The sequence below is a fragment of the Prevotella bivia DSM 20514 genome (genome assembly GCF_000262545.1).
Classification (GTDB): domain Bacteria; phylum Bacteroidota; class Bacteroidia; order Bacteroidales; family Bacteroidaceae; genus Prevotella; species Prevotella bivia.
This window is the reverse complement of record NZ_JH660658.1, coordinates 112,983-139,446: the sequence shown is the minus strand read 5'-3', so window position 1 is coordinate 139,446 and position 26,464 is coordinate 112,983. Positions and strand designations below refer to the sequence as shown.

Sequence of the window (26,464 nt, the reverse complement as noted above, 5' to 3'; positions counted from 1 at the left end):
TATAGGAGTTGTCATAACCTTGTTTTATTTTTTATTCTAATATGCAAAAGTACATTAACTTTTTAGAAAAGCCAAATTTTCAGTTAGTTTTCACTACCTTTGTAGAAGATAGGCGGCATTCGGGAATTTGAAAGTAAACTTTCATTCCGCTCATTGGCACTATCTTTGTAGAAGATAGGCGGTAACCTTTTAATTTTTAATTCTCAACTCTCAATTATCAATTCAATAAAGTGACACGCAACGAACGATATAAAATAACAATGGATTACTTCCGCACAAATGTAGGAGAAGTAACTACCGAACTTATGTTTGGCTCTGCATTCCAACTCATTTGTGCAACACTCCTTTCGGCGCAATGTACCGACAAACGTATCAATGCTATTACCCCCGCTTTATTTCAACACTTCCCTGATGCAAAAACAATGGCTAAGGCAGAAGTAGAAGATGTTTTCGAATATGTGAAGAGTGTGTCTTACCCCAATTCAAAGGCTAAACATTTGGTAGAAATGTCGCGTATGTTGGTGGAGGCATACGGGGGAGAAGTTCCCTCCGATCCAAAAGAACTTGTAAAACTACCTGGGGTAGGCAGAAAAACAGCCAATGTAGTGCAAGCTGTATGGTTTGGGAAACCTACGCTAGCCGTTGATACTCATGTCTATCGTGTTAGTCATCGCTTAGGATTGGTACCAAAAGAAGCCAATACGCCACGAAAGGTAGAGGATTATCTCATGAAGCATATAGCAAAGGAAGAGGTAACAAACGCGCATCATTGGATCTTACTCCATGGTCGCTACATCTGTAAAAGTGCACGCCCACTATGTGAGAAATGTCCGTTTGAAGCGTTCTGCCCCAAACTTTTAGAAAATAGCAAACTAGAATAACATGGATATACAAAGAATACAGGCTTTCCTTCAAGGGATTGCTGCCAATAATAATCGTGAATGGTTTCAGGCGAACAGGGCTGAATATGACACGGTGAAAGCTGATTTTGAGCAAGGGCTAGCCGAACTTATTGCTGCACTTGCCACAATTGATCCAGAAATAGCACATCTTAAACCTAAGGACTGTACTTATCGTTTTAACCGAGATACTCGCTTTTCGCCTGACAAAAGTCCATACAAACGCCATTTTGGTGCTTATATTTGTGCAAAAGGACGCAAGGCATTGCGTGGAGGTTATTACTTCCATATCCAACCTAATAATAACCTTATTGCTATAGGTTGCTATTATCTCCCTACCAATATTCTCACCTCATGTCGTAATGAGATTATGGGAAATATTGACGAATGGCTAAAAAGTGTAGAAAATAAGGACTTCATTGGTTACTTCGGAAAGGTAGGAGAAGGAAAATGGGACGGTACAAGTATTGCTACCGATAAAGGTTTTGGACTAAGCTTTCTAAAAACCTGCCCTAAAGGTTTCCCCAAAGATTATGAACACATAGAGTATCTCCGTATGAAGGATTATTGCTGCTGGCTAAAGCTGTCTGATGATTTCTTCCAACAAAGGGATTGGGCAACACGGCTTGCTAGCATCTGCAAAATAGGAAAACCTATGATGGATATAATCAACTCAGTAGTAGACGATTACGAGTAAAAACCACTGATTAAGAAAGATTATTATCACACAATAGGTGGAGGTGGCCATACTCGCACTTCAAAACATAGCTATCCCCTACTATTTTCTTATCAACACCTTATTTTATATATAGACACACTCATCATAGATGACACTGATTTTATCACTCACTTCGTTCACTTAGGAGCTTAAAGGAGAAAACCTTGCGTTTCATTCCATAAAGTATTATCATCATCTCGGTAACGGCTTTATACCACAAGTGAATATAGAAGGAGCGATAACTCCTTTTAAATGCTATAAAAAATCTTAACTCCTTAATAAAAAAAACTCCCGATCGCATTCTATGATTGGGAGCTTTTTTTACTCTTTATCTTTCTTAAAATCGGTATCAGCACTTTCCTTTAACAGCTCTGTTGCTGTGAGGGAAATATTATATAGAATGGTCATATTTTGATTATGATTATGCTTTAGCTGTTCCTTTAATTGCAAATTCCACGCACTAGCCTCATCAATACTGATCTTAACAGCAGATGGATGTATAGTAGGATCTAAGTTTACTCCCACCTGTTCTAAGATTGTTGTAATATGCTCGCAAATCTTTATCTCTTCAGATGATAACAGTTTACCATAATAATGTGCGCCCAAAGCCGATACATACGACAATAAAGCATGATGAAGATTGGTCAAAGCGTATGCCTTTTGCTGCAATAATCGTTTCTTTTTAGGTTCTACACCCATCCCTTGCCATGCCATTGCAAGGGCATTATCAGCATAATGAGCAGTGCGGCGATTGTGATAATATACCGTACCTTTCACCTTTGTTCCATAGATGGTATAAAAATATCTACCCGTTTTCGAGATAGCATCATCGAGATATTGTGGGATATGACGATACTGCCAATCAGGCCATAGGAAACGAACGCTAAGATAGGAAAGAAGCGATCCTATAAGCGTATAGAGTATACGATAACCCACTAAACTAATTTGATAGCCTCCTTGAAGATTGAATGACCCGATAACAAAGGTGGAAATGAAAATCACCGCAATGGTATATCGCTTTCTTACCCAATAAAAGAAGGTAAAGATGGATCCTAGTGTAACAAGGATTTGTCCTTCTACAGATGGCATAAGTTTGGCAAATACCGCACCAAGCAATACTCCTATAAACGTTCCAAGGATGCGCTCTGGCAAACGACGGCGCGTAGAAACATAATCGCGCTGACATACAAAGACTGCCGTTAACACTATCCATACGCCCTTTTCTAAGTGGAAAGCTTCCATTAAAATATAGCCCACTAACATACAAAGCGAGAGACGAATGGCATGACGAAAACGAAGATTATCAGCTTTAAACAGAGCCTTTAATCGTTGCTTTAATGGTGCAGGCTTATATTGTAGTTCTTCTAATGGGATAGTATATCCCGTAGAAACTTCTTGCAACGAAATTAGCAACCCACGAATATGCTCTAAATTATCATAGAGAAGCGACAGCGAAGTGTATTCAGGATTATCTTTACTTTGCTCTAATTGTAGCTTCACCATATCGTGTGTCCAATGTAAAGAAGTAGGCAAAACAAACTTTTTGTCCGTTAAGATGTTAGCTCCGAAGCGTTTAATAGTACGTGCTAACACCTTCATATACTGTCCGAAGCCCTCTAATAGTAGCTCATTTTTACAGTGTTTGGTTAAAATATCATAACGCTGGTGAGTAGAGGTAGCACGTTCATGCAACTGTTGTAGAATGATCCATTGACGGTAATAAGGCGCAACACCATCTAAAGGTTTGCCCTCTAACACGCCAAGAAAATTGTAAAGCACACTCTTAAATTTATCCACTCCCTCGCCTACAGCAATGTTCTTACTTACTAATCGAGGCTGCATTTTCTTATATTCGCGCTTTGTACAAGGAAACAATGAGGCTTTTAAAGCTAGATAATCACCAAGATTTGAATACCCCGAAGTGAGCTGTTCTTTTAGCAAACGATAGGGACGAAAAGACAAAAGTATGAGCGATATACTACCATACATCACACCACCAAGTGGTAAAAATATGGGTTGATAATACCAAGGGCGAAACCCTAAGCCTAACATAGCATATACACCGACAAGCAATGCACCAAAGGTAATGCCTTGATAACGCGAAGATAATCCACCTAAAAGGATAAGGAAGAAAGCGGTTACTGCCATTGTTGGTCCATAAATCCAAGGATAATTATGGAGCAACTCCACACTCAAGCTCATAATAACAAAGCTTATAATCGTGATAATAAAGCTATACCAACGACCACGTGGATGGTCATCGCCCTCGGCAAGAGCAGCACCAACCGACCCAAGAGCCAACGTACACCCTATAAAAGGATCGCTAAACAAACTAAAAGGGATGATCATTAGTGCAATTGCCAATGTTACTTTCAGTGCCCACAAGTTATCTGGAACTGTCCAAAAGAATGCTGTCCAAAGGTGTTGTAGCTGTTTTACAAAGGGGTGAACCCTAGCATAAAGTAGTCTTGATGTCTTCATACACTTATCCTGATTTGGTGCAAAGGTACAAAAAATATAGTTAAGGTATTATGAATTTATAGGTAGTCTTTCATCTAGTAACAGCATTACTTTATAAAAAAATGCGTATATTTGCATATAGATATTGATAGAAAAAAATGGAACCATTAGCCGAAAGAATGCGCCCTCGCACGCTTGACCAATATATAGGGCAAGAACATTTGGTAGGAAAAGATGCTGTACTGAGACGAATGATCGAGTCAGGACATATCTCTTCGTTCATTCTTTGGGGACCTCCGGGAGTAGGAAAAACTACCCTTGCACAGATCATTGCTCATAAACTAGAAACTCCATTCTATACGCTTTCGGCTGTAACGAGCGGTGTTAAGGATGTGCGCGAAGTGATAGAAAAGGCGAAAAGTAACCGTTTTTTTTCAGCCAACTCGCCTATTTTATTTATTGATGAGATCCATCGCTTTTCGAAATCGCAGCAAGACTCTTTGCTAGGAGCAGTAGAAAAAGGTATTGTAACGCTTATTGGGGCTACTACAGAGAACCCTTCCTTTGAAGTTATCCGCCCACTTTTGTCGCGTTGCCAACTCTACACACTGAAGTCTTTAGAACAGAAAGATCTGCTTGCTTTACTTCAACGTGCCATTACGGAAGATATAGAACTAAAGAAACTCAAGATAAAACTCACAGAGACAAAAGCTCTCCTAAGATATAGTGGAGGCGATGCACGCAAGCTATTGAACATACTTGACCTCATTGTTTCGGCAACACTAGAAGAAGAGAAGGTAGATATTACCGACAATCTTGTAGAGGAACGATTACAGCAAAACCCATTGGCTTACGACAAAGACGGCGAGATGCACTACGACATTATCTCTGCATTTATCAAGTCGATCCGTGGTAGCGATCCCGATGCTGCAATCTATTGGATGGCACGCATGATAGAAGGAGGTGAGGATCCACAATTTATCGCTCGCCGTCTCGTCATCAGTGCATCTGAAGACATCGGACTAGCTAACCCCAACGCCTTACTTATTGCCAATGCAGCTTTTGATGCTGTCATGAAGATAGGATGGCCAGAAGGAAGGATACCACTAGCTGAAGCTGCTATTTACTTAGCAACTTCTCCAAAGAGCAATTCGGCGTACTTAGCAATAGACAAAGCTCTTGCAGAAGTGCGGCAGAGTGGTAACCAACTTGTTCCCCTACCCCTTCGCAATGCACCTACAAAGCTTATGAAAGAACTTGGCTATCATGATGGATATATCTATCCGCATGACTACCCAAACAACTTTGTCCCTCAACAGTACTTGCCTGATACTTTAACCGAGAAACGTTTTTGGTATGCACAACACTCCCCTATTGAGGAAAAGCAATACCAAAGGATGTTACAGTTATGGGGAAAAAGAAAAGAATAAAAATAAATACTTTAAGCATTTAAAATTATGAATATAGTAGCATTAGACTGTTTTACAGTAAACCCTGGCGACTTGTCATGGGATGAAATATCACAACTTGGTAACTTAACTATTTACAATCGTTCTACACCAGAAGAAGTGGTAGAACGCGCTAAAGATGCCGAGATGATATTAATAAATAAGATAAATATTAGCCGTGAGCTAATAGCTCAATTACCAAAATTAAAATATGTAGGCGAGATGGCTACAGGTTATAACAATATCGACCTTGAAGCCTGCACAGAAAGAGGTATCACCGTTTGTAATATCCCTGCCTATAGCACGGATAGTGTTGCACAAATGGTTTTTGCACTATTACTAAATGTAGCGACAAAGCCTAATTGCTACGCAGAAGAAACTCGCCAAGGTAAATGGAGCGAAAAGCAGGATTTTTGCTATTGGAATACACCTCTTATGGAGTTATCAAGCAAGACATTAGGCATTGTAGGCTTAGGTAATATTGGTTATAAAGTGGCAGAAATAGCTCATGCTTTTGGTATGGATGTTAATGCTTTTACTAGTAAGAATAGCAGCGAATTGCCAGACAACATCCGCAAAACTACCTTAGAAGGGCTCCTTGCAACCTCTGATGTTATTTCGCTTCACTGCCCATTGAATGCCTCAACCGACAAAATGATCAATAAGGAAACACTTGCAATGATGCACGCTGGCACCATCTTGATCAATACTGGTCGTGGCGGTTTGATTGATGAAGACGCTGTTGCCGATGCCCTTGAGAGTGGTCAGTTAAAAGCTTATTGTGCCGATGTAATGACACAAGAGCCCCCAACTCCCAACAATCGCTTAATGAAAGAGCCACATGCTTACATCACACCACACATTGCTTGGGCAACTTTTGAAGCACGCCAACGACTTATGGCTATAGCTATAGAAAACATAAGAAAATTTATTGAGGGAACACCTCAAAATGTAATCAACAAATCGTAATAGCCATCCGTAATAACTATGATGTCATACAACGATCCGCAACTAGTAGCAACGCTACAAAATTTGCTCGAATTTCTCGGTACCTTTGCGTTCGCTATATCAGGAATACGCCACGCTGCTGCCAAACATTTCGACTGGTTTGGCGGCTATGTGTGTGGCTTTGCCGTTGCTATTGGTGGCGGTACCATACGTGATCTGATGCTCGGTGTAACTCCCTTTTGGATGGAAAGTATAGAATATGTTCTTTGTACAGGAATGGCACTCATATTCGTTATACTCTTTCGAAAACTCATTCGCCGTCTTAACAACGCTTGGTTTGTTTTCGACACTTTAGGTTTAGCACTCTTCACACTAGCAGGTATGCAAAAGACATTAGCATTAGGACATCCTTTCTGGGTTGCTATTACAATGGGTTGTATCACAGGTGTGGCTGGCGGTGTGATCCGTGATGTCGTTCTCAACAATATCCCTGTAATATTCCGAAAAGAAATATATGCAATGGCAAGTGTGGCAGGAGGAACCGTATATTGGGTATTCTACGAGCTTGGTGTAAACCTAGCTATCACCACAATTATTGCTTTCTTTTCTGTGTGTGTAATTCGCTTTATAGCTGTACGTTATAGCATATCTCTACCTACTCTCATAGATGAAAACGAGAAAAAGTAGAAAAAAAGTAATAAAAAGTTTTGGCTATATCACAAAAAAGCTATACCTTTGCACTCGCAATTAAGAAACAGCAAAACTGCTAATTCTTAAAGAACGGTTCTGTAGCTCAACTGAATAGAGCACTTGACTACGGATCAAGAGGTTGTGGGTTTGAATCCCGCCAGAATCACAAAAGGATTACTATTTTAGTAATCCTTTTTTTATACCGCTAAAAACGGGTTAGTGGATTTTTGGGCTCAGTAGAAATTTAGTGGGGATATCCATATAGTTTACTTAAGGCTCAGTAGAAATTTAGTGGGGATAGGACTGATTCCTAAAATAGGAGTCAGCTCTAAATTTATATGGAGAAAAAAGTTTTATCGGACAGCAATAATATCAAAATTATCTACTAGAACAGAAGGGAGAAGAACCCGTAATAATGTGTCTGATTTCATACGACAAAGGTATGAAATCAGACGAACTAAAAAGGGAAGCCTTCATATGAAAGCTTCCCTTATATAATTAGTTATTCCTAAATAGGAATTACTTTAGTTTTGTATAGCCATACTGAGCGCAAGCACCAAGTTCTTCCTCGATACGGATCAACTGGTTGTACTTAGCCATTCGGTCTGTACGAGACATAGAACCTGTCTTGATCTGACCAGAGTTTGTTGCAACTGCGATATCAGAGATAGTTGTATCTTCTGTTTCACCAGAGCGGTGAGAAGTTACAGTTGTATAACCATGACGGTGAGCCATTTCAATAGCCTCTAGTGTTTCAGTCAAAGAACCAATCTGGTTAACCTTGATAAGGATAGAGTTAGCAGCACCCATCTTAATACCCTTTTCTAGGAACTTAACGTTAGTTACGAACAAGTCATCACCTACTAACTGGCAACGATCACCAATCTTAGCTGTAAGCTTCACCCAGTTTTCCCAGTCGTTCTCATCAAGACCGTCCTCAATAGAGTCTATAGGATACTTAGTGATCAACTGCTCTAGGAATGCTATCTGCTCGTCGGCTGTAAGTTTTTTACCATTAGGATCCTTAGGCATACCATTCTTTAGCTTAGAATAGTCGTAGAACCACTTGCCATCTTCGCATGTAGCGAACTCAGAAGCTGCACAGTCCATAGCAATCTTAACATCCTTACCTGGCTCGTAACCAGCATCTTTGATAGCTTGCATAATTGAGTCAAGTGCATCTTCAATACCATCAAACTTAGGAGCAAAACCACCCTCATCACCTACAGCTGTAGAAAGACCACGCTTCTTCAAAAGCTTAGCCAATGCGTGGAACACCTCAGCACCCATACGGATACCTTCCTTCTCGCTAGGAGCGCCTACAGGACGGATCATAAACTCTTGGAATGCGATAGGAGCATCAGAGTGAGCACCACCATTGATGATGTTCATCATTGGAACAGGAAGAACATAAGTATTAGAACCACCAATGTAACGATACAAAGGCATGTTCAAAGCCTTAGCAGCAGTTTGAGCTACTGCCAAAGAAACACCAAGGATAGCATTAGCACCTAGCTTGCTCTTTGTAGGAGTACCATCAAGTGCCAACATCTTATAGTCGATAGCGCGTTGATTAAGAACACAGTCGCCCTTCAAAGCTGGAGCGATAACAGTATTAACATTCTCTACTGCTTTCAAAACACCCTTACCGAGAAAACGGCCCTTGTCGCCATCGCGAAGCTCTAATGCTTCGTTCTCACCAGTAGAAGCGCCAGATGGAACGCTAGCACGACCCATTACACCATTCTCTAGAGTTACCTCTACTTCAACTGTAGGATTGCCACGTGAATCCATAATTTCGCGAGCATGTACTTTTTCAATCTTCATAATTAACTTTGTTTATTTTATAAAATGAAATTATAGCTTTTTATTATTACTGCAAAGTTACAAAAAATACCCGATAATACTCTTTCCTATGAAAAAGTTCTATCGGGTATTTTCGCATAATTAACTTTTATCCTCTAAGCAGAATAGTTACCGCTTTGGCAGCTTGCGCACCCATCACTAAAGCTTGCTCAATATCAGCGGTTTTACTAGGGCCAGAAATGAAAGTGCCATAACCATAATCAGGCATTGCTATCTTTTTATATGCCTCGTGCATATTATTGACTATCTTATCTTTATCAACAATAATCACAAGATTTTCTGAAATGAAACAAACAGCACGCTCCTTCATCATCTGAGGAATCCAAACGCAACCATTCTCTGCAACAGCAATATCGCCTAGGATTACTCCGACATCTACTCCCTCCATATCAGCAGCATTAGCCACCGTATCAGGATTTAGATCTGCCTGAACACCTTTAACATTAGAACAATAAATATTTGCCTCTGGATAAGCGGCACGAATAGCAGTGTTTAAATCATCGGTCTTACCTAATTCTACAACTGTACAACCTACCGTTTTACTCATCTCGATATATTGCTTTACAGCATCAGAATAAGTAATGGCATTTACTTTTATCTCGGGCATATCAAATTGCTGCATTGTATTTGCACGCAACTTAGCCAATAAATCTTCTTTCTTCATATTTCTAAAACCTATTGAGAATCTCTACAGTATAGGGTTCTTACTAGCTTGTTTCTTCTCTTTTTCTAGCTCTTTCATTGCTTTCTTAAAAATGGCGTGGAAAGGCATCTTTGCCATCTTAGGCATTTCATGTCCTATACTCCATGGGTTTAAGGTTTTATTATTAAGCCATTTGCTAGGAATATAATTCGCCAAAGATGATTTCTTTGTGATAGCATCATAAAGGGGATAACTGCTAAAGACAGTCTTCATACCTTCTGCCATCACTTTCTTCTCGGTATTGGCTGTGCCATATTCCTGAAGGCGTTGACGCCAATTATAAATTTGACTTCCAGGGTTTACCTTAGCAGGGCATACATGATCGCAACTCAAACAGAGCGAACAAGCTGAAACATTCCCACTATATTTCTCTGGATCGTGCAGCATACCAAGATTGATGCCAATAGGTCCTGGAATGAAATAGCTATAGGAATAGCCTGTTGTACGACGATAAACAGGACAAGTGTTCATACAAGCTCCACAACGGATACATTTCAAGCTACTCCAATGATCCTCATCGCGAAGCATCTTGCTTCTACCATTATCCACTAAGATAACGTGCATTTCACCACTTGGACGTGGCTTTCTGTAATGAGAAGTATAAGCAGTAGTGGGTTGTCCCGTACCAGAGCGAGCAAGTAAGCGTTGATATACAGCTAAGGCATCAAAATCAGGAATGATCTTTTCTATACCCATTGCCACTATATGTAGTTTAGGCAAAGAAGCAACCATATCGGCATTACCTTCATTGGTACATACTACACAGTCGCCAGTATCCGCAATACCAAAATTACAGCCTGTCATACCAGCTTGTGCTGCTTCAAACTCATGGCGCAGGCTTAAACGAGCTGCATGGGTAAGGTAAGTAGGATCATAGTTGCCTTTCTCGTATGATATTTCTAAGTCTTCAAAAGTCTTACCAACATCTTCACGCGATATGTGTGAGGCTGGCACTACTATATGTGAAGGCTTCATGTGCATCAATTGAAGAATACGCTCACCAAGGTCGGTCTCGACAACATCAATACCACGTTTTATGAGATATTTATTCATCTCACATTCTTCGGTAAGCATTGACTTTGATTTTACCAGCTTAGATACTTTATGGCTTTCTAAGATACCGTAGGCAATTTCGTTGAATTCTTGAGCATCATTAGCATAATGGACGATAACACCATTCTTTTCTAGGTTTTCTACAAATTGTTCAATGTAGTCGGCAAGGTGAGTAATGGTATGCGCCTTTATTTGGCTAGATATTTCTCTTAGCTCTTCCCACTCTGGAAGAGCCATAGCCATAGCATCACGTTTCTGTCTTAATCCCCAAAAGGTTTTGTCATGACGTGTAATTTTTTCCTTATTTTTAAGAAATTCTGCAGCTTTTTTTGAATGATATGTTGACATAATATAGCTCTTTCTAAAAATTAAATATTAGCTGCTAAGATCTCAGCAACATGCATAAACTTTATTGAATAACCATTCTTTTTAGCAATACCTTGCATGTGCATTAGGCAAGAACAATCAGCACCTGTGATAATCTCAGCACCTGTAGCCCGATGATAATTTACCTTATCGCTACCCATAGCAGTACTAACATCAGGTTCTTCCACTGCAAACATACCACCAAAACCACAACATTCGTCTTTGCGTTCGGGTTCATAAACAGTAATACCTTCTTTCAACTTCAACAACGTTAGGATTTTATTCTCTACTGGAGCATTATTTTCTGAAGGAGTACTTAAACCTAACACACGGACACCATGGCATGAATTATGCACGGATACTTTATGTTCAAACTTACCTGGAAGCTCCTTTATTTTTAAAACATCGTGTAAGAATTCAACTAGCTCGTATGTATTTTGGGGAGTTTTACATTTATGATTCATAAATGTAGGGTAATTATGACGTACAAATGAAGAACACGACACACTAGGTGTTACTACATAATCAAATGCTTTAAACTTGTCTTCAAAACGATTAGCTAAATCTAACGACATATCCTCAAAGCCACCATTTGCCATTGGTTGCCCACAACAAGTTTGTTTTTCTGGGTAAACGACGTCTAGTTTTAGCTTTTTAAGAAGTTTATAAGTAGCCACGCCAACTTCTGGATAGAGAGCATCGACATAGCAAGGGATAAATAGTCCTACTTTCATAATGTTATATATTATCTTGTTTACCCTACAAAAGTAAAAATAATAATTCGAAAAGTAGAATGCAAGCGCTACTATTTTAGGTGATGTAATGCACAAAAAAAGATCCTACAAACATATTTCTATCTGTAGAATCCTTATACTGTAATCAAGAAGTTTTACTTCAACTTAAAAGAGTTTTCAATCGCTGCTAGCTCTGCAGTGAAGCCTTTATCCACTTGTAGGCGATCTTCTATCTTGGCACAGCTATGAATAACGGTGCTATGATCTCTTCCACCCACGAGTTTACCTATTCGGCTTGCTGGCATCTTAGTATATTTCTGTGCCATATACATAGCTACTTGTCGAGCGATTACAATATCTTTTTTACGCGATCGAGAGTTGACAGCTGCCTGCGTAACATTAAAGTGATTGCAAACCTTGTCCAAAATATCATCAATAGTCAAAGGCTCATCATCTATCTTCACTGCTCTTTTGATAACTCTTTCTGCTAAACGCATATCAATAGAGCTATTATAAACGACACTATAGGCCAATAAAGAATTGATAACCCCTTGCAAATCGCGCACACTACCATTAGCCGTTTGAGCGATAAACTGAATAACATTTTCTGGAATAATTAAGCCATCACGCTTAATCTTACTATGAAGAATATCCACACAGAGCTGTATATTAGGCTTCTCAAGCTCTGTAATCAGTCCTGCCACAAAACGCGTCAAAAGACGATCGTTCATTCCTTCCAAATCAACTGGCGGACGATCGGATGCTAAGATAATACGCTTCCCATTTCTAAATAAATGGTTAAAGATATGGAAGAAAGTATCTTGTGTCTTCGTTGCGGTCATCCACTCTTGGATATCATCTACTATCAAAACATCAATTGTCTGATAGAAATTGATAAAATCGTTTGTGGTATTAGTCCTTACGGAGTTTGTATATTGCACTTGGAATAATCGTGCAGAAACATATAACACCCTTTTTTGAGGATAAAGCTTCTTCACTTTTAAGCCAATGGCATTAATCAAGTGCGTTTTACCACAGCCAGAAGGACCATAAATAAAAAGAGGGTTAAACTGATTCTTATTGGGATGCTCTGCAATTGCTAAACCTATAGTGAGCGGCATTTTGTTACTATCACCCTCCACATAATTATTAAACGACTTATGTGGATCAAGCTGTGAATCTATGTCAGGCAATACTGCATCAATAACCGTAGGCGACTGATTACCGCGCACTGTAGGTCGCTTCGAATCAATTGGATCAATATCTTCTGCTTGTAAATCTTGTGTTAGCTGATGATCTTTATCCGTAATCACACTATAAGTAAGCATAACTCGCTCACCAAACACACGTGTAAGCACCTTCTTTAAAAGATCAACGTAATGTTCTTCCAAATACTCATAAACAAACATACTAGGAACAAGCACCAATAATCGCTTAGTTGCAGGCTGGTATGATTTAAATACCAACGGTTTAAACCAAGTATTATATTGCTGCTCGGTAACGTTCTCTGCTATGAGACAAAGACACTGTTCCCAAAGTGAATTTGGACTTACACTCATTCCTTATGCCAGTTTAAAAATATTGTTTCTTCAAAATAATGAAAGGGTTAATGCCACACTATTTTAAAAGCTATTGCAAAGATAGATAAAAAAAAGAAGAAAGGAAAACCCTTTTATTAAATCTTCTTATCCTATATTCATAGTAACTTACTATACTTACGCATCTTAGCCGATTTTAACAGCAATTACTATCTAAATAACATTTGCGTATATTTAAATATTTGAAATTCAACCATTTAAAAAGTCTACTATAAAACATCCCAACTATAGTGAAACATTTTATTAATAGACTTAAATACGTTGATTTACAAAGCAATCCTACCAATCTGTTCAAGCGTGGAACATCAACAAAGCTATTTAGACTATATTTAAATAAACAAAGTTTCGTTATTTAAATACTTATTTATCTTTACGTCCAAATATAGAAAAGTGAACATATCGTTTTGGATGTGCCTTCAAGTTGGTCAATAAACTATCAGCACTTACCATTGCATTATTCAGATTATGATATAAAGTAGGATCGTTCATTAATAAGCCCAATGATCCCTGATTGCTATTCAGTTTTGCAGTCAAGCTGTTTACATGATCAATAGTAGTGTTTACTTTCGCCATCGTTGCTTGAAGATCTATACCACTCAACTGATTATTCAAATGCGTAATCATAGTGTTAGCACCCTTCATAGCTCCACGTACGTCTTGAATGCCATTATTTGCATTGGTCATCACGCTATTTGCATTGGTAAGCAACGTATTTGTCTTTGAGGTCAAACCAGGTAATGCGATATTAACTTGTGCCATAATTGCATTTAACTGCTTTGTAGAAGTAGTCAAATCTGCTGTTATCTTATCTACATTATGCAAAGTTCCTTTCATTGCAGGATCAGCAAGCAAACTGTTTACATGTGCTAAAATACTATCCAATTTAGGAAGCATCTTCTCAACATAAGGGATCATGGTTTTCATCTGTCCTAATGCTCCTGCATTTATTTGACCATTTATCACACCATTTTCTTCTAAGAAGTTTCTACTCTTACCTACTATGAGATTTACCTTTGCATTGCCCATCAAATCGCTTATGATGTCGGCATGGGTGTCTTCTGGCAATTTCATACCTGCATCAATATCCACATCCACCATAATAGGACCATTAGGGTTATCATAATCGTAGTTAATACGTTTAACTGTACCAACCTTCACACCATTTGCAAATATGGATGTAGTAGGAGCTATACCACTAATGTCGCTAAACTTCATTTGGTAACGTGCAGGATGAGAAAACAAACTTAGCCCTTTTAAAAACTGTAATCCAAAAAAGAGAACTACAATAGCTAACACTGCAACAAGTGCAATTTTAATCTCTGGTGAAAGAAATTTCTTCATTATCGTTTATTTCTATTTTCTTTTATTTTTTAGGAATTCCTTAATAGCAGTATTCACATCAATAGGCTGACCATTCTTAAATGCCACTATATAAGCTTGAGGAAAATCTTTTGACAACGTTTCCCTTAATCGCCTTATCTCGTTATAATTCTGACTATTACCTATCATATACTTATACCAGTTATTATCCTTATAGTAGGTAGCATCTTTATGCCCTTTAAACTGAAAATGTCCATTGGGCAACTCCATACTAGTAGCAAATATCTGCACCTTAAAGACTGGTGCATCTGAAGGATAAGACATCTTTTCTGAAGCTTTTGGTACTCTGGCAACTCTTCTTGACTTACCGTTATCCTTTGTATTTCTCCAAGAATACGTACTCGTTTGAATAGAAGGGGAAGACGTTACTGGTCTAGGAACAGCTCGTCCTACCGCTATACGTGGATTATCTGCCCCACGATAAGGCGCAACCAAATGGTTGTTGTACATATTCTTATATTCGGCAAAAGCACGATAAATGCCATTAGCCATCGCATTAATACCTGATTGAGTATTTAAGAATTCTTCTTCATCGGCTGCAGTGATAAAACCTAGCTCTATCAAGCAACTAGGCATTGAACTTTCTCTAAGCACCAAAAACCCTGCTTGATGCACCCCCTTATCTATTCTGCCTGCAGTAGAACATACAGAGGTTTGGATTAGTCGAGCTAACTCTACACTTTTTTCCATATTGGCATTTTGCATAAACTCGAACATGATATAACTTTCTGAAGAATTTGGATTAAAGCCTTCGTAAGTTTGCTTATAGTCCGACTCCATAGAGATTACAGAGTTTTCACGCATAGCCACATCAAGATTGTCCTTTGCACGGTGCATTCCTAATGTATAAACTTGAAATCCTTTAGCATAATGACCGGGAGCAATAGAGTTGGTGTGGATAGAGATAAACAGATCGGCTTTTGCCTTATTAGCTATATCGGCTCTAGTATGTAATGGGACAAAAACATCTGTCGTACGCGTGTAGATAACATCAACATCTTTCATATACTGCTCTACATATCTTCCAAAAGCCAATGCCACATTCAGGTTAATATCTTTCTCTTTAGAAAAAGCGCCCAAGGCACCAGCATCATGACCACCATGCCCTGCATCTATGACCAACGTAAATTTACCTCCAGCTCCTAAACTGTGAAGTGTCAAACAAAAAAAGAAAACAAAAAATAGTGATATTTTCTTATACATACAATAACATTTATAGCGACAAAGTTACTCATTTTCAGCAGAAACTACGCCGTCAACTATGCTTTTTTCATTTATTAAGGTTATTTCAACGCTTGCCCCACTGCAATCTGCGTCCATTGGAGGATTTTTTTTTGTCAATAAAACTGTTATTGCTTCCATTGTTGGAAAACGATTAAAAAGTGCTTTTCCTATCCTGCCTGCTGCATATTCTAGCAACAGACAAGGACTCATCATCACTTCCCTTATTACTTCATAAACTTCAGCATAGCTTATCGTGTCCTGAACATCATCTGATAACATTGCTTTTGCAATATCTACCTTTAGCTTTAAGTCCACTACATAATCGTTTCCTACAATACGTTCTTGCTCTGCCACACCAATATAAGCATGGAAACAGAGGTTATGAAGATGAATAAAACTTTGTTTTAAAAACATATATAGAGAAGTTTAAAAAGTTAAAGGAGTCGCATTTTAACTCCTTTAACTACATATTTTTACCCACATCTTGATGCGCCACAGTTTGTACAGATCAAACAACCTTCTTGATAAACAAGCGATTCTTCGCCACAAACAGGACATTTCAAGCCACTAGCTTTTGTGCCATCAGTTACATATTTTTTCAATGCACGTTCTACGCCATTTTTCCATGTATTGATGCTTTCATCTTTCAATTGTAATGAGGATACAAGCTTCATCACATGATCAATAGGCATACGATAACGCAACACGCCTGATATGAGCTTAGCATAGTTCCAATATTCTGGATTAAACTTCTCTGACAAGCCTTCCACTGTTGTCTTATAGCCGCGCTTATTCTCAAACTGGAAGTCGTAACGATGTGTTCCATCGTCGGCTGTTTGCTTAATAATCTTTCCTTTGGTAACGCTCTTTGGTAACGCTATACCTTCCTCATCATCTTGCAAACCCGTAAAGATCTCGTATGGATAACCATTCAGCAACCCTACAAATGCTACCCATTTCTCTTTATTATTTTGGAAACGAACCACATCACAATCTAGCTCTTTCGGGCGATGTTCCACCACTTCAGGGCGTTGGCATGGTGGCTCATGATGCTCAATAGCAGCATTCAAGTCCTTTTCGCTTGTTTGAGTTTCTTCCTTTTTATCTTTCTTCGATACCGAGATCATCACGCCCGAACGCGATCCATCACGATAAATCGTACATCCCTTACATCCGCTTCTCCAAGCCTCAATATACAACTTGTTTACTAAGGTCTCATCTACGTTGTTAGGAAGATTTACAGTAACAGAGATAGAATGATCTACCCACTTCTGAATAGCTCCTTGCATACGCACCTTCATCAACCAATCTACATCGTTAGCTGTGGCTTTATAATAAGGTGATTGCTTTACAAGTGCGTCTATTTCGTCTTGACTATATTTTTTGGCAGCATCAATACCATTTACCTGCATCCATGTCAAGAACTTGCTATGGTAAACGATGTATTCTTCAAATGAGTCGCCTACCTCGTCTACAAAGTCAACATGCACATCAGGTTCGTTTGGATTTACCTTACGGCGACGCTTATACACAGGCATAAACACAGGCTCAATACCCGATGTTGTTTGGGTCATCAAAGAGGTTGTACCCGTAGGAGCAATCGTCAAACAGGCAATGTTACGCCGACCATATTCCACCATATCAGCATACAATTGCGCATCTTCTCCCTTCAAGCGTAATATAAAAGGATTGTTTTGTTCACGTTTGGCATCAAAGATTTCAAAGCAGCCACGCTCTTTTGCCATAGCTACCGATGACCGATAAGCATTTAAAGCTAATGTTTTATGCACTTCCACAGAGAAGTTGGTTGCTTCTTGTGTACCATAGCGCAAGCCCATTGCAGCTATCATATCGCCTTCTGCTGTGATACCAACACCTGTACGACGCCCCTTGCCACTCTTATCCTTTATCTTTTCCCACAAATGATATTCAGCTCCCTTTACCTCATCGCTTTGAGGGTCAGACTTTATCTTATTTAGTATAAGGTCTATCTTCTCCATTTCAAGATCTACAATATCGTCCATAATGCGTTGAGCTAGTTGAACATGTTTTGCAAATGTCTCAAAATCGAAGCGTGCGTGATCGGTAAATGGATCTATCACGTATGAATAGAGGTTGAGTGATAACAAACGACAACTATCGTAAGGACACAATGGAATTTCGCCACAAGGATTAGTAGATACGGTTTGGAAACCTAAATCAGCATAACAATCAGGAATACTCTCCTTTAAAATAGTATCCCAAAACAACACACCCAGTTCTGCACTCTTCCATGCGTTGTGTACTATCTTCTCCCAAATTTGCTTTGCCGATACTTCTTTTGTAAAAGAAGGTCGATCAGCGTTAATAGGATATTGCTGAATATATGGCTTATCATTAACAGCAGCCTCCATAAACTCGTCAGTAATCTTAACCGAAACATTGGCACCAGTTACCTTACCTTCTTCCATCTTAGCATCTATAAATGCTTCCGAGTCAGGATGTTTAATACTTACAGATAGCATTAAAGCACCACGACGACCGTCTTGTGCAACCTCACGAGTACTATTAGAATAACGTTCCATAAAAGGTACCAATCCTGTAGAAGTGAGAGCAGAATTGTTTACTGGTGAACCTTTAGGACGAATATGACTAAAATCATGTCCCACGCCTCCACGGCGTTTCATCAGTTGTACTTGCTCTTCATCAATACGCATGATAGCACCATACGAGTCGGCATTACCCTCCAAACCTATTACAAAGCAGTTGGACAATGACGCTATCTGATGATTATTACCAATACCAGTCATAGGACTTCCCGCAGGAATGATATAACGGAAGTGATCCAATAGTTCGAATACTTCCGCTGCACCCATAGGGTTAGCATACTTTTTTTCTATACGTGCCACCTCATTGGCTATACGCCAATGCATATCTTCAGGACTTTGCTCATAAATATTACCGAAGCTATCCTTCATAGCATACTTATTAACCCACACTCTTGCTGCAAGTTCGTCGCCTTTAAAATAGTTTAAAGCCGATTTAAAAGCTTCTTCGTAAGAATAAATTTTACCAGTACTCATTATTGGTTTTTACTTTTTTTAATCTCTGCGAAGTTACGAATAGTTATCCAAAACAGAAAACTTTTATTTATCTTTGCACTATTAAAATTTCCAAAAATGAAAACAATCAACGAGCGAAAAACAATTAGAAAGTACTCGAATAGAGAAGTTTCTACTGCAATATTGAAGAAGTTATTGAGTGAAGCCATGCGTACGCCCACTATGGGCAATTTGCAACTTTACTCTGTTGTCATTACGCGCGATGCAGAAAAGAAAGCATTACTAGCCCCCTCTCATTTTAATCAGCCCATGGTTACCGAGGCTCCAGTGGTTCTTACCTTTTGTGCCGACTTTAATCGTACTACCCAATGGGCTTTAAATCGTAAGGCTACACCTGGTTACGACAACTTTTTGTCTTTCCTAAATGCAGCCACCGATGCCCTGCTTTATTGCCAAACATTCTGCAACCTAGCCGAAGCTGAAGGACTAGGTACTTGCTTTCTTGGCACTACTATTTACCAACCACAATCTATTATTGATACGCTTCAGCTTCCACACCTTGTATTCCCTATTGCCACCATTACCCTTGGCTATCCAGACGAAGATCCTGCACAATGCGAGCGGTTACCCCTTGAGAGTATTATCCACGAGGAAACCTATACCGACTACTCCGCTGCGCTTATCGATTGTTTCTATCATGAAAAAGAGAATACTCCCGAAAACAAACACTTTGTAGAAATCAATAACAAAGAAACGTTAGCACAAGTATTCACCGACCTACGCTACACAAAGCGCGATAATGAAGCTTTATCAAAAACAACACTTGAGGCTTTAAAGCAACAGGGCTTTTTATAAAAAGAAAAAGCAGTGCTATTTTTGACCAATAGCACTGCTTTCTTCTTATTTACCGCCTTTCTCACGATTGCAGGTTTGGCACAGCATTTGGCAATTTTCTAATCTAGTATTTCTTGCCTTATGGCACTCCCCTTTAAGTATTTATCTCCCAACCCCATTGCAGCACAACCACTTTTAGAGAAATAACGTTTAGCATCGGTAAGCCACGCCCACGCATATTGCGCAGGCGCTTACAACTTATTCTTTCTATATTGTTCTTTCTACGACCAAGTTTCTAGAACGTTTATAGAATAAACAGCAAACGCATGTTATTATTTCCGCAAAAATATAAATGTAAGGGATAAATCCTCAAACATTCTTTACAAAAGTAGGAAAAAGCACGCTAATAAACAAAGATAATAAGCCTAGGTCCACTAAAATATTACCTTTTTAAGACACAAAGCTAATCTTTAAGACGAGGAAAGAAGATGTTTCGTCTGGCAAAAGATGATGTTTTACTACTAAAAATAATTTATTTTTGATTTGTTTTTAATTTATTTTTAAGCTAAAAATAAATTAAAAATGAGCATAAAAAATGAGTTTTTAAAACATAAAAGATAAGGGAAAGCTATATGAAAGGTTAGCTTTTCATGAAAAACAGATAAACGTTTACCTATAAAACTGGAAATTATTACCTCCATATAAAACACATATCCTTATCATAGAAGTATATCCTAAATAGAATATTCGGCAGGATTAATTAAGCCTGATCGAAGTGCATAGCGCGTAGCTTCATTGGCATTATTGACACTAAGTTTTCGGAAGATATTTTTACGATGCGTATTAACTGTATGGAAAGAAGAAAAACGCTTTTCAGCTATTTCTTTTGTTGTCATTCCCAAGGCTATATCAATGAGAATTTCGGTTTCTGTTTTGGTGAGCTTAAAGCGCTCAAAGGAAAGAGAAGAAGCTGGTTCTAGCAACATTTCCGTGATATGCTGACAAAGAAAACGACGCCCTTCTTTGGCATAACTAATACATTGTTCTATCTCTGTGAGTTTTGCTTCCTTGAGAAGCACACTAATACGATAACTCATATTCATTACTTCTTTTACAAAACTCACACCCAAGTCTTCACTCCAAAGAATAAAGAACGACTCTGGAAAACGTAAACCAAGTATTCGTATATCGTTAGCACTCGCAAAATCGAAAAGTGGATAATCTACAATAACGATGCTTGTGGGATTAGTTTTTAACTGCTCAATAAGTTCCATTTTGTTCGTTGCAAGCAAACATTCTATATGTTCCATTTTAGAAAAAACATACATCATTCCTGCCCGTGTTATATCCTGATTATCTGCTAATATTATTTTTACCATACAACAAAATTATAAAATAAAACTACCTCTTGCGGTACAAAAGTAAGAAAAACATTCAATCCAAAATAGGAAAAGCCGCACTAATTTGACCCATTGGGGCAAGTATCTTTGATCCAGCAATACCTTTTATTTTTGACTCACTAAATACCTTGACCGAGTTGGGTATTTTACCCTCTTTTATTGCTTCAACTTTCTCTAATAAGCAATAAGGAATATTTGGCGTATAGCTCATTTTGCAGAATATTTTTTAGTACTTTGTCTCAATAGGTCAAAAATCACCTACTTTATTAGCAGTAAAATAATTTCAAGTATTAGTTCTATGTAGACTTCTTAAAGAGTTCGTTTTGTTTAAGTCCCAAATAAGGTCTTAGTGTTCGAAAATCTTTCTTAAAATAAATTATAAAGGCTAATATTAAACGTTTCAATTTGTTTTTTGCGGATTATATATGATTTATATGAAAATTATTCATATTTTTGTGAAAATATAGACTTCTATGGGAAACTTTTTTAGCATAAAGATTTCCATAAAAAGAGGGCGAGATTATTAGTCCCACCCTAGATGTTTTCACAACGGAATAATCCTTATTGTGATTTGCTTGAAAATTTTCTGCAAATATAAACTTTAAAAATTATATTACCAAATAAATAACGTAAAACTTATGAAGAATATTCTTGGACTTGACCTTGGAACTAATAGCATAGGATGGGCTAAAATATCTATTGATGACAATGGCAAATACATAAAAGACAGTATAAAGCTAGGAAGTAGAATAATACCTATGTCGCAAGACGTATTGAGTAATTTTTCCAAAGGAGTTACTCTATCACAAACTTCTGAGCGAACAAGTTTTCGAGGAGCTCGCCGCTTAAGAGAACGAACTCTACTCAGACGTGAACGCTTACATAGGATTTTACACCTACTTGGATTTCTGCCAAAGCACTATGAAAAAGCTATAGGTTGGGATAGAAACGACAATAAGACCTATGGTAAATTTATCAATCATGCCGAACCCAAATTAGCTTGGTGCAAAGATAATAACGGTAAAATGCGATTTCTTTTTATGGATTCTTTCCATGATATGCTTTCTGAATTTTCTGAAAAGCACCCTGAGTTATTGGCTAATGGAAAGAAAATCCCATTAGACTGGACCATATATTATCTACGCAAAAAGGCTCTCTACAAGGCAATAACTAAGGAAGAACTAGCTTGGATTCTCTTAAACTTTAACCAAAAACGTGGCTATTATCAGCTACGAGGAGAAGAAGATAGAGATAGTGAAGCGAACAAAAAAGAGTACCTCGAGTTGAAAGTTATAGGTGTAGAAGCTACAGGAGAGAAGAAAGGTAACGATATTTGGTATAATATACATCTTGAAAATGGTTGGATCTACCGTCGATCGAGTAAGAACCCTTTAAATGATTGGTTAGGCAAGGTAAAATCATTTATAGTAACTACAGATTTAGATGCCGATGGTAACCCCAAAAAAGACAAAGATGGAAATATAAAACGATCGTTCCGTGCCCCTAGCGAAGGCGATTGGACTTTAATTAAAAAGCGCACAGAATCACTTTTGGAAAATTCTGGGCAAACTGTAGGGCAATTCATATACAACCATATATTGGAAGAACCGAGCGCAAAGATTAGAGGAAACTTTATCCGCACTATTGAACGTAAATATTACAAAGATGAGCTAAAAGCTATCTTAGAAAAGCAGAAAGAATTTCATCATGAATTAAGTAGTGAGTCATTACTTACTGAATGTGCAAAAGAACTTTATAAAAGAAATATTGCACATCAAGAAGTATTGCTTAAGAAAGGGATAATCCATCTATTGCTCAACGACATTCTATTTTACCAACGCCCACTTAAAATAAAGAAATCACTCATTGATAATTGCCCTTACGAAAATTATAAGTATGTTGATAAGAAATCTGGTGATATAAAAGTCAAGTCCATAAAATGTATAGCAAAATCAAATCCTTTCTTTCAGGAGTTTCGATTATGGCAATTCGTTTCTAATTTACGACTTTATAGAAAGTCTGACGATAAAGATGTTACTAGTGAACATCTCGTTACTACCGACGATTATGCCAACCTATTTACATATCTCAACAACAGAAAAGATATTAAGCAATCTGTACTTTTAAAAGAATATTTCAAAATAAAGAAGGTAAAAACTATCAATGGTGCAGAATACCCTGTTCGCTGGAATTACATAGATGATGATAATAAGACTTATCCTTGTAATGAAACACGCTATGATATTCTTCATGCGCTCAGCAAAACAGAACTGAAGAGTGAATGGCTAACCCCTGAAAGAACCTATCGTTTGTGGCACTTGCTATATTCTATTGAAAGCAAAGAGGAAACAAAAAAAGCATTAAACAAACTCAACTTGAGCGATGATTTTACTGAAGCCTTTCTTACCATAAAACCTTTTAAAAAAGAATATGGATCCTATTCCGAAAAGGCTATTAAGAAACTACTCTCATTAATGCGAATGGGATATTTATGGAGTGAAGATGAAGCCATTAAACAAGTAGGAGCAGAAATAGAAAAGACGATAGAAGGAGAACTTCCTGATTATGTCTTACAACGCTTAGAAAAATCACAACATAACTACAACAAGATATCCGACTTTTCTGGGCTACCTTTATGGCTAGCTAGCTATATCATATATGGCAGACATTCTGAAGCCAAAGAGATAATCCATTGGGATAATCCCGAAAGTATGATGGCTTACATAAAAGATTTCCGCCAACACTCTATGCGCAATCCGATAGTAGAGCAATGTGTGCTAGAAACCTTACGAACTGTGCATGATATATGGAAAGAAATAGGGCATATTGACGAAATCCATATAGAATTAGGACGTGAAATGAAGAGCACATCCGAACAAAGAAAGGCTATCACACAAAATGTTTTACATAATCAAAATACAAACATTCGAATTAAGCTGCTTCTACAAGAACTTAAAAATGATAATAACATTACTGGTGTACGCCCCTACTCTCCAATGCAACAAGAGATCCTTCGTATATACGAGGAAGGCGCATTACAAGGATTAACAAAAGAGGATAAAGACTACAACGACATCTTAAAGATCTCTCAAACAGCACAACCAACTTCTAACGAACTGACTCGCTACAAATTATGGTTAGAGCAAAAATATCGTTCCCCTTATACTGGTAAAGCCATCTCGCTGTCAAAGCTTTTTACATCTGCTTACCAAATAGAGCATGTTATTCCTCAAAGCAGATATTTCGATGACTCGCTTTCTAATAAAGTTATCTGCGAATCAGAAGTTAACACACTTAAAAAAGCTATGCTTGGCATGGAATTTATCAAAACATGTGGTGGACAAAAAGTTCACTGCACTCTCCTTGGTGATGTTGAGATTTATAATGAAGAGGACTACAAAGCGTTTGTTAATGAGCATTATTCCAACAATCGAACCAAACGCAACAAACTTTTAATGGAAGATATTCCTCAAGAGTTTATCAATCGACAACTCAACGATAGCCGCTATATCAGCAAAATGGTAAAACAATTACTTTCTGCTATTGTACGTGGACAAGAAGAGGTGGAAGCTACCTCTAAGTTTGTCATTCCATGTACTGGAGGTATCACCGATCGTCTAAAAAAAGATTGGGGACTTAACGACATTTGGAATAATCTTGTTTCACCACGTTTCCAGCGAATGAATGCTCTAACAGGATCAGAATACTTTGGACATTGGGAAAACAAAGAGGGCAAGCGAGTATTCCAAACCACAATGCCAATCCAACTTCAACAAGGATTTAGTAAAAAGCGCATTGATCATCGCCACCACGCAATGGATGCACTTGTTATTGCATGTGCTTCTCGTAACATAATCAGCTATCTTAACAATGAAACAGCACAAGACACAGAACGTCGCAGAGATTTACGCCAAAAGTTATGCGATAAAGGAGGGAGCGTTAGAAAACCTTGGGACTCTTTTACGCAAGATACTCAATATGCCTTAAAAGACATTATTGTTACATTCAAAAACTATGTACGTATTATCAATAAAGCAACCAACTACTATGAACACTATAAGACAGATGGTAAAAAAGGAATGATAAGCCAAAAAGGCGATGAACTTTGGGCTATTCGCAAACCAATGCACAAAGAAACAGTCTTTGGTAAAGTGAACCTTCGCCGTCCTAAACGTGTATCATTATCAAAGGCTATTGATAGTGTAGATATCATCTGTAATAGAAAACTCAAGAAGTACATCAAAGCACGCCTAAACGAAGGTCTACAAAAGAAACAAATCCTTAATATCTTCAAAGAACTAAATAACGTTTGGGAAGGAATAGATGTTAATAAAATAGACATCTGGGAAATGAGCAATGACAAAGAGCCTATGGTGGCAACAAGAAAACAGCTTGACACTTCATTTGACGAAAAGAAAATTCGCTCAATTAGCGATACTGGTATTCAAAAAATATTACTCAACTATCTCATAACAAAGAATAACAATCCTGAGCTTGCCTTTACCCCTGAAGGTATTCAAGAAATGAACAGTAATATCTCTGAATACAACGATCATAAAAAACATCAACCTATTTATAAGGTAAGAGTTACTGAACCATTAGGGGCTAAATATCCAATAGGAACAATGGGCAATAACCCAAAGAAATTTGTTGAAGCACAAGCTGGCACAAATCTTTATTTTGCCATCTACGAAGATAAAGAGGGAAAACGTAATTATGATACCATTCCTTTAAACATTGCTGCTGAGAGACTAAATCAGCAACTATCCCCTGTGCCAGAAACAAACGAAAACAATACTCCCCTTAAGTTCTATCTTTCTCCTAATGATCTAGTATATGTCCCTTCAGAAGAGGAAAGACACTCTGGCAATAATATTCAATTAGACAAGAATAGAATCTATAAGATGGTATCTTCTACAAGTAAACGATGTTTCTTCATACATCATAGAGTGGCAATCTCCCTTGTTGATAAAAAAGAGTTTAGTGCTCAGAATAAAATGGAACGTTCTATTGACAATGAACAAGTAATGATAAAGTCCGTCTGTTGGAAACTCATCACAGACCGTTTAGGCAATATTATAAAGGTAATTAAATAACATTTG

18 protein-coding genes and 1 tRNA gene are annotated in these 26,464 nt (G+C 38.0%); 8 read left to right on the top strand and 11 right to left on the bottom strand.

Features of this window, described 5'->3' with window-relative positions; genetic code table 11:
• Positions 1–230 precede the first annotated feature (230 nt).
• Together nth and PREBIDRAFT_RS00580 are read left to right on the top strand one after the other, a co-directional pair.
• Positions 231–881: an endonuclease III gene (gene nth / locus PREBIDRAFT_RS00585; protein WP_004338911.1), complete on the top strand. Its 651-nt coding sequence runs from the start codon at positions 231–233 to the stop codon at positions 879–881.
• Between the two features lies 1 nt (position 882).
• Positions 883–1,596 (top strand): DUF2461 domain-containing protein, encoded by a 714-nt coding sequence (locus PREBIDRAFT_RS00580; RefSeq protein WP_004336218.1) that lies wholly within the window; start codon positions 883–885, stop codon positions 1,594–1,596.
• Positions 1,597–1,938: 342 nt separating this feature from the next.
• Here PREBIDRAFT_RS00580 and PREBIDRAFT_RS00575 read toward each other — a convergent pair whose 3' ends face one another.
• Positions 1,939–4,098: an FUSC family membrane protein gene (locus PREBIDRAFT_RS00575; RefSeq protein WP_004336220.1), complete on the bottom strand. Its 2,160-nt coding sequence runs from the start codon at positions 4,096–4,098 to the stop codon at positions 1,939–1,941.
• A 137-nt stretch (positions 4,099–4,235) separates the two neighbouring features.
• Between PREBIDRAFT_RS00575 and PREBIDRAFT_RS00570 the strand changes: the two genes are divergently transcribed.
• The 4 genes from PREBIDRAFT_RS00570 to PREBIDRAFT_RS00555 all read left to right on the top strand — a co-directional run bounded on the left by PREBIDRAFT_RS00570 (position 4,236) and on the right by PREBIDRAFT_RS00555 (position 7,329).
• Positions 4,236–5,507 carry a replication-associated recombination protein A gene (locus PREBIDRAFT_RS00570; RefSeq protein WP_004336222.1) on the top strand — a complete coding sequence of 424 codons (1,272 nt, stop codon included), beginning with the start codon at positions 4,236–4,238 and terminating at the stop codon, positions 5,505–5,507.
• Between the two features lie 27 nt (positions 5,508–5,534).
• Positions 5,535–6,494: a D-2-hydroxyacid dehydrogenase gene (locus PREBIDRAFT_RS00565; protein ID WP_004336224.1), complete on the top strand. Its 960-nt coding sequence runs from the start codon at positions 5,535–5,537 to the stop codon at positions 6,492–6,494.
• Between the two features lie 21 nt (positions 6,495–6,515).
• Positions 6,516–7,160 carry a trimeric intracellular cation channel family protein gene (locus PREBIDRAFT_RS00560; protein ID WP_004336226.1) on the top strand — a complete coding sequence of 215 codons (645 nt, stop codon included), beginning with the start codon at positions 6,516–6,518 and terminating at the stop codon, positions 7,158–7,160.
• A gap of 95 nt (positions 7,161–7,255) precedes the next feature.
• Positions 7,256–7,329: transfer RNA gene (locus tag PREBIDRAFT_RS00555), tRNA-Arg, on the top strand.
• Between the two features lie 353 nt (positions 7,330–7,682).
• On the opposite strand, the gene eno is transcribed toward PREBIDRAFT_RS00555, so the two are convergent.
• From eno to PREBIDRAFT_RS00510, 9 genes are all read right to left on the bottom strand, one after another.
• Complete coding sequence (eno, locus tag PREBIDRAFT_RS00550; RefSeq protein WP_004336228.1) at positions 7,683–8,990, bottom strand: phosphopyruvate hydratase; 1,308 nt, start codon at positions 8,988–8,990, stop codon at positions 7,683–7,685.
• A 127-nt stretch (positions 8,991–9,117) separates the two neighbouring features.
• Positions 9,118–9,693, bottom strand: a complete 576-nt coding sequence (locus tag PREBIDRAFT_RS00545; protein ID WP_004336230.1) for a LutC/YkgG family protein — start codon at positions 9,691–9,693, stop codon at positions 9,118–9,120.
• Positions 9,694–9,717: 24 nt separating this feature from the next.
• Complete coding sequence (locus PREBIDRAFT_RS00540; RefSeq protein ID WP_004336232.1) at positions 9,718–11,133, bottom strand: lactate utilization protein B; 1,416 nt, start codon at positions 11,131–11,133, stop codon at positions 9,718–9,720.
• A gap of 20 nt (positions 11,134–11,153) precedes the next feature.
• Entirely contained in the window at positions 11,154–11,885 is a 732-nt protein-coding gene (locus tag PREBIDRAFT_RS00535; RefSeq protein WP_004336233.1) for a (Fe-S)-binding protein, read from the bottom strand.
• 155 nt (positions 11,886–12,040) lie between these two features.
• The gene (dnaA, locus tag PREBIDRAFT_RS00530) at positions 12,041–13,444 is read right to left on the bottom strand and encodes a chromosomal replication initiator protein DnaA (RefSeq protein WP_004336234.1); all 1,404 of its coding nucleotides are present in this window, start codon (positions 13,442–13,444) and stop codon (positions 12,041–12,043) included.
• 399 nt (positions 13,445–13,843) lie between these two features.
• Positions 13,844–14,824: an MlaD family protein gene (locus tag PREBIDRAFT_RS00525; protein WP_004336235.1), complete on the bottom strand. Its 981-nt coding sequence runs from the start codon at positions 14,822–14,824 to the stop codon at positions 13,844–13,846.
• Positions 14,825–14,836: 12 nt separating this feature from the next.
• Positions 14,837–16,066, bottom strand: coding sequence for an N-acetylmuramoyl-L-alanine amidase family protein (locus tag PREBIDRAFT_RS00520; protein WP_004336236.1), 1,230 nt, complete (start codon positions 16,064–16,066; stop codon positions 14,837–14,839).
• A 24-nt stretch (positions 16,067–16,090) separates the two neighbouring features.
• The gene (gene folB / locus PREBIDRAFT_RS00515; protein WP_004336237.1) at positions 16,091–16,501 is read right to left on the bottom strand and encodes a dihydroneopterin aldolase; all 411 of its coding nucleotides are present in this window, start codon (positions 16,499–16,501) and stop codon (positions 16,091–16,093) included.
• Between the two features lie 59 nt (positions 16,502–16,560).
• Positions 16,561–19,149 carry an adenosylcobalamin-dependent ribonucleoside-diphosphate reductase gene (locus PREBIDRAFT_RS00510; RefSeq protein ID WP_004336238.1) on the bottom strand — a complete coding sequence of 863 codons (2,589 nt, stop codon included), beginning with the start codon at positions 19,147–19,149 and terminating at the stop codon, positions 16,561–16,563.
• A gap of 96 nt (positions 19,150–19,245) precedes the next feature.
• Here PREBIDRAFT_RS00510 and PREBIDRAFT_RS00505 point away from each other — a divergent pair, with 96 nt between their 5' ends.
• Positions 19,246–19,983 carry a nitroreductase family protein gene (locus PREBIDRAFT_RS00505; protein ID WP_004336239.1) on the top strand — a complete coding sequence of 246 codons (738 nt, stop codon included), beginning with the start codon at positions 19,246–19,248 and terminating at the stop codon, positions 19,981–19,983.
• A 713-nt stretch (positions 19,984–20,696) separates the two neighbouring features.
• Here the strand turns inward: PREBIDRAFT_RS00505 and PREBIDRAFT_RS00500 are convergent.
• Positions 20,697–21,341, bottom strand: coding sequence for a response regulator transcription factor (locus PREBIDRAFT_RS00500; RefSeq protein ID WP_004336240.1), 645 nt, complete (start codon positions 21,339–21,341; stop codon positions 20,697–20,699).
• 659 nt (positions 21,342–22,000) lie between these two features.
• Between PREBIDRAFT_RS00500 and cas9 the strand changes: the two genes are divergently transcribed.
• A complete protein-coding gene (gene cas9, locus PREBIDRAFT_RS00495) occupies positions 22,001–26,458 on the top strand; it encodes a type II CRISPR RNA-guided endonuclease Cas9 (RefSeq protein WP_004336242.1) in 4,458 nt (1,485 codons plus the stop codon).
• Positions 26,459–26,464: the final 6 nt, after the last annotated feature.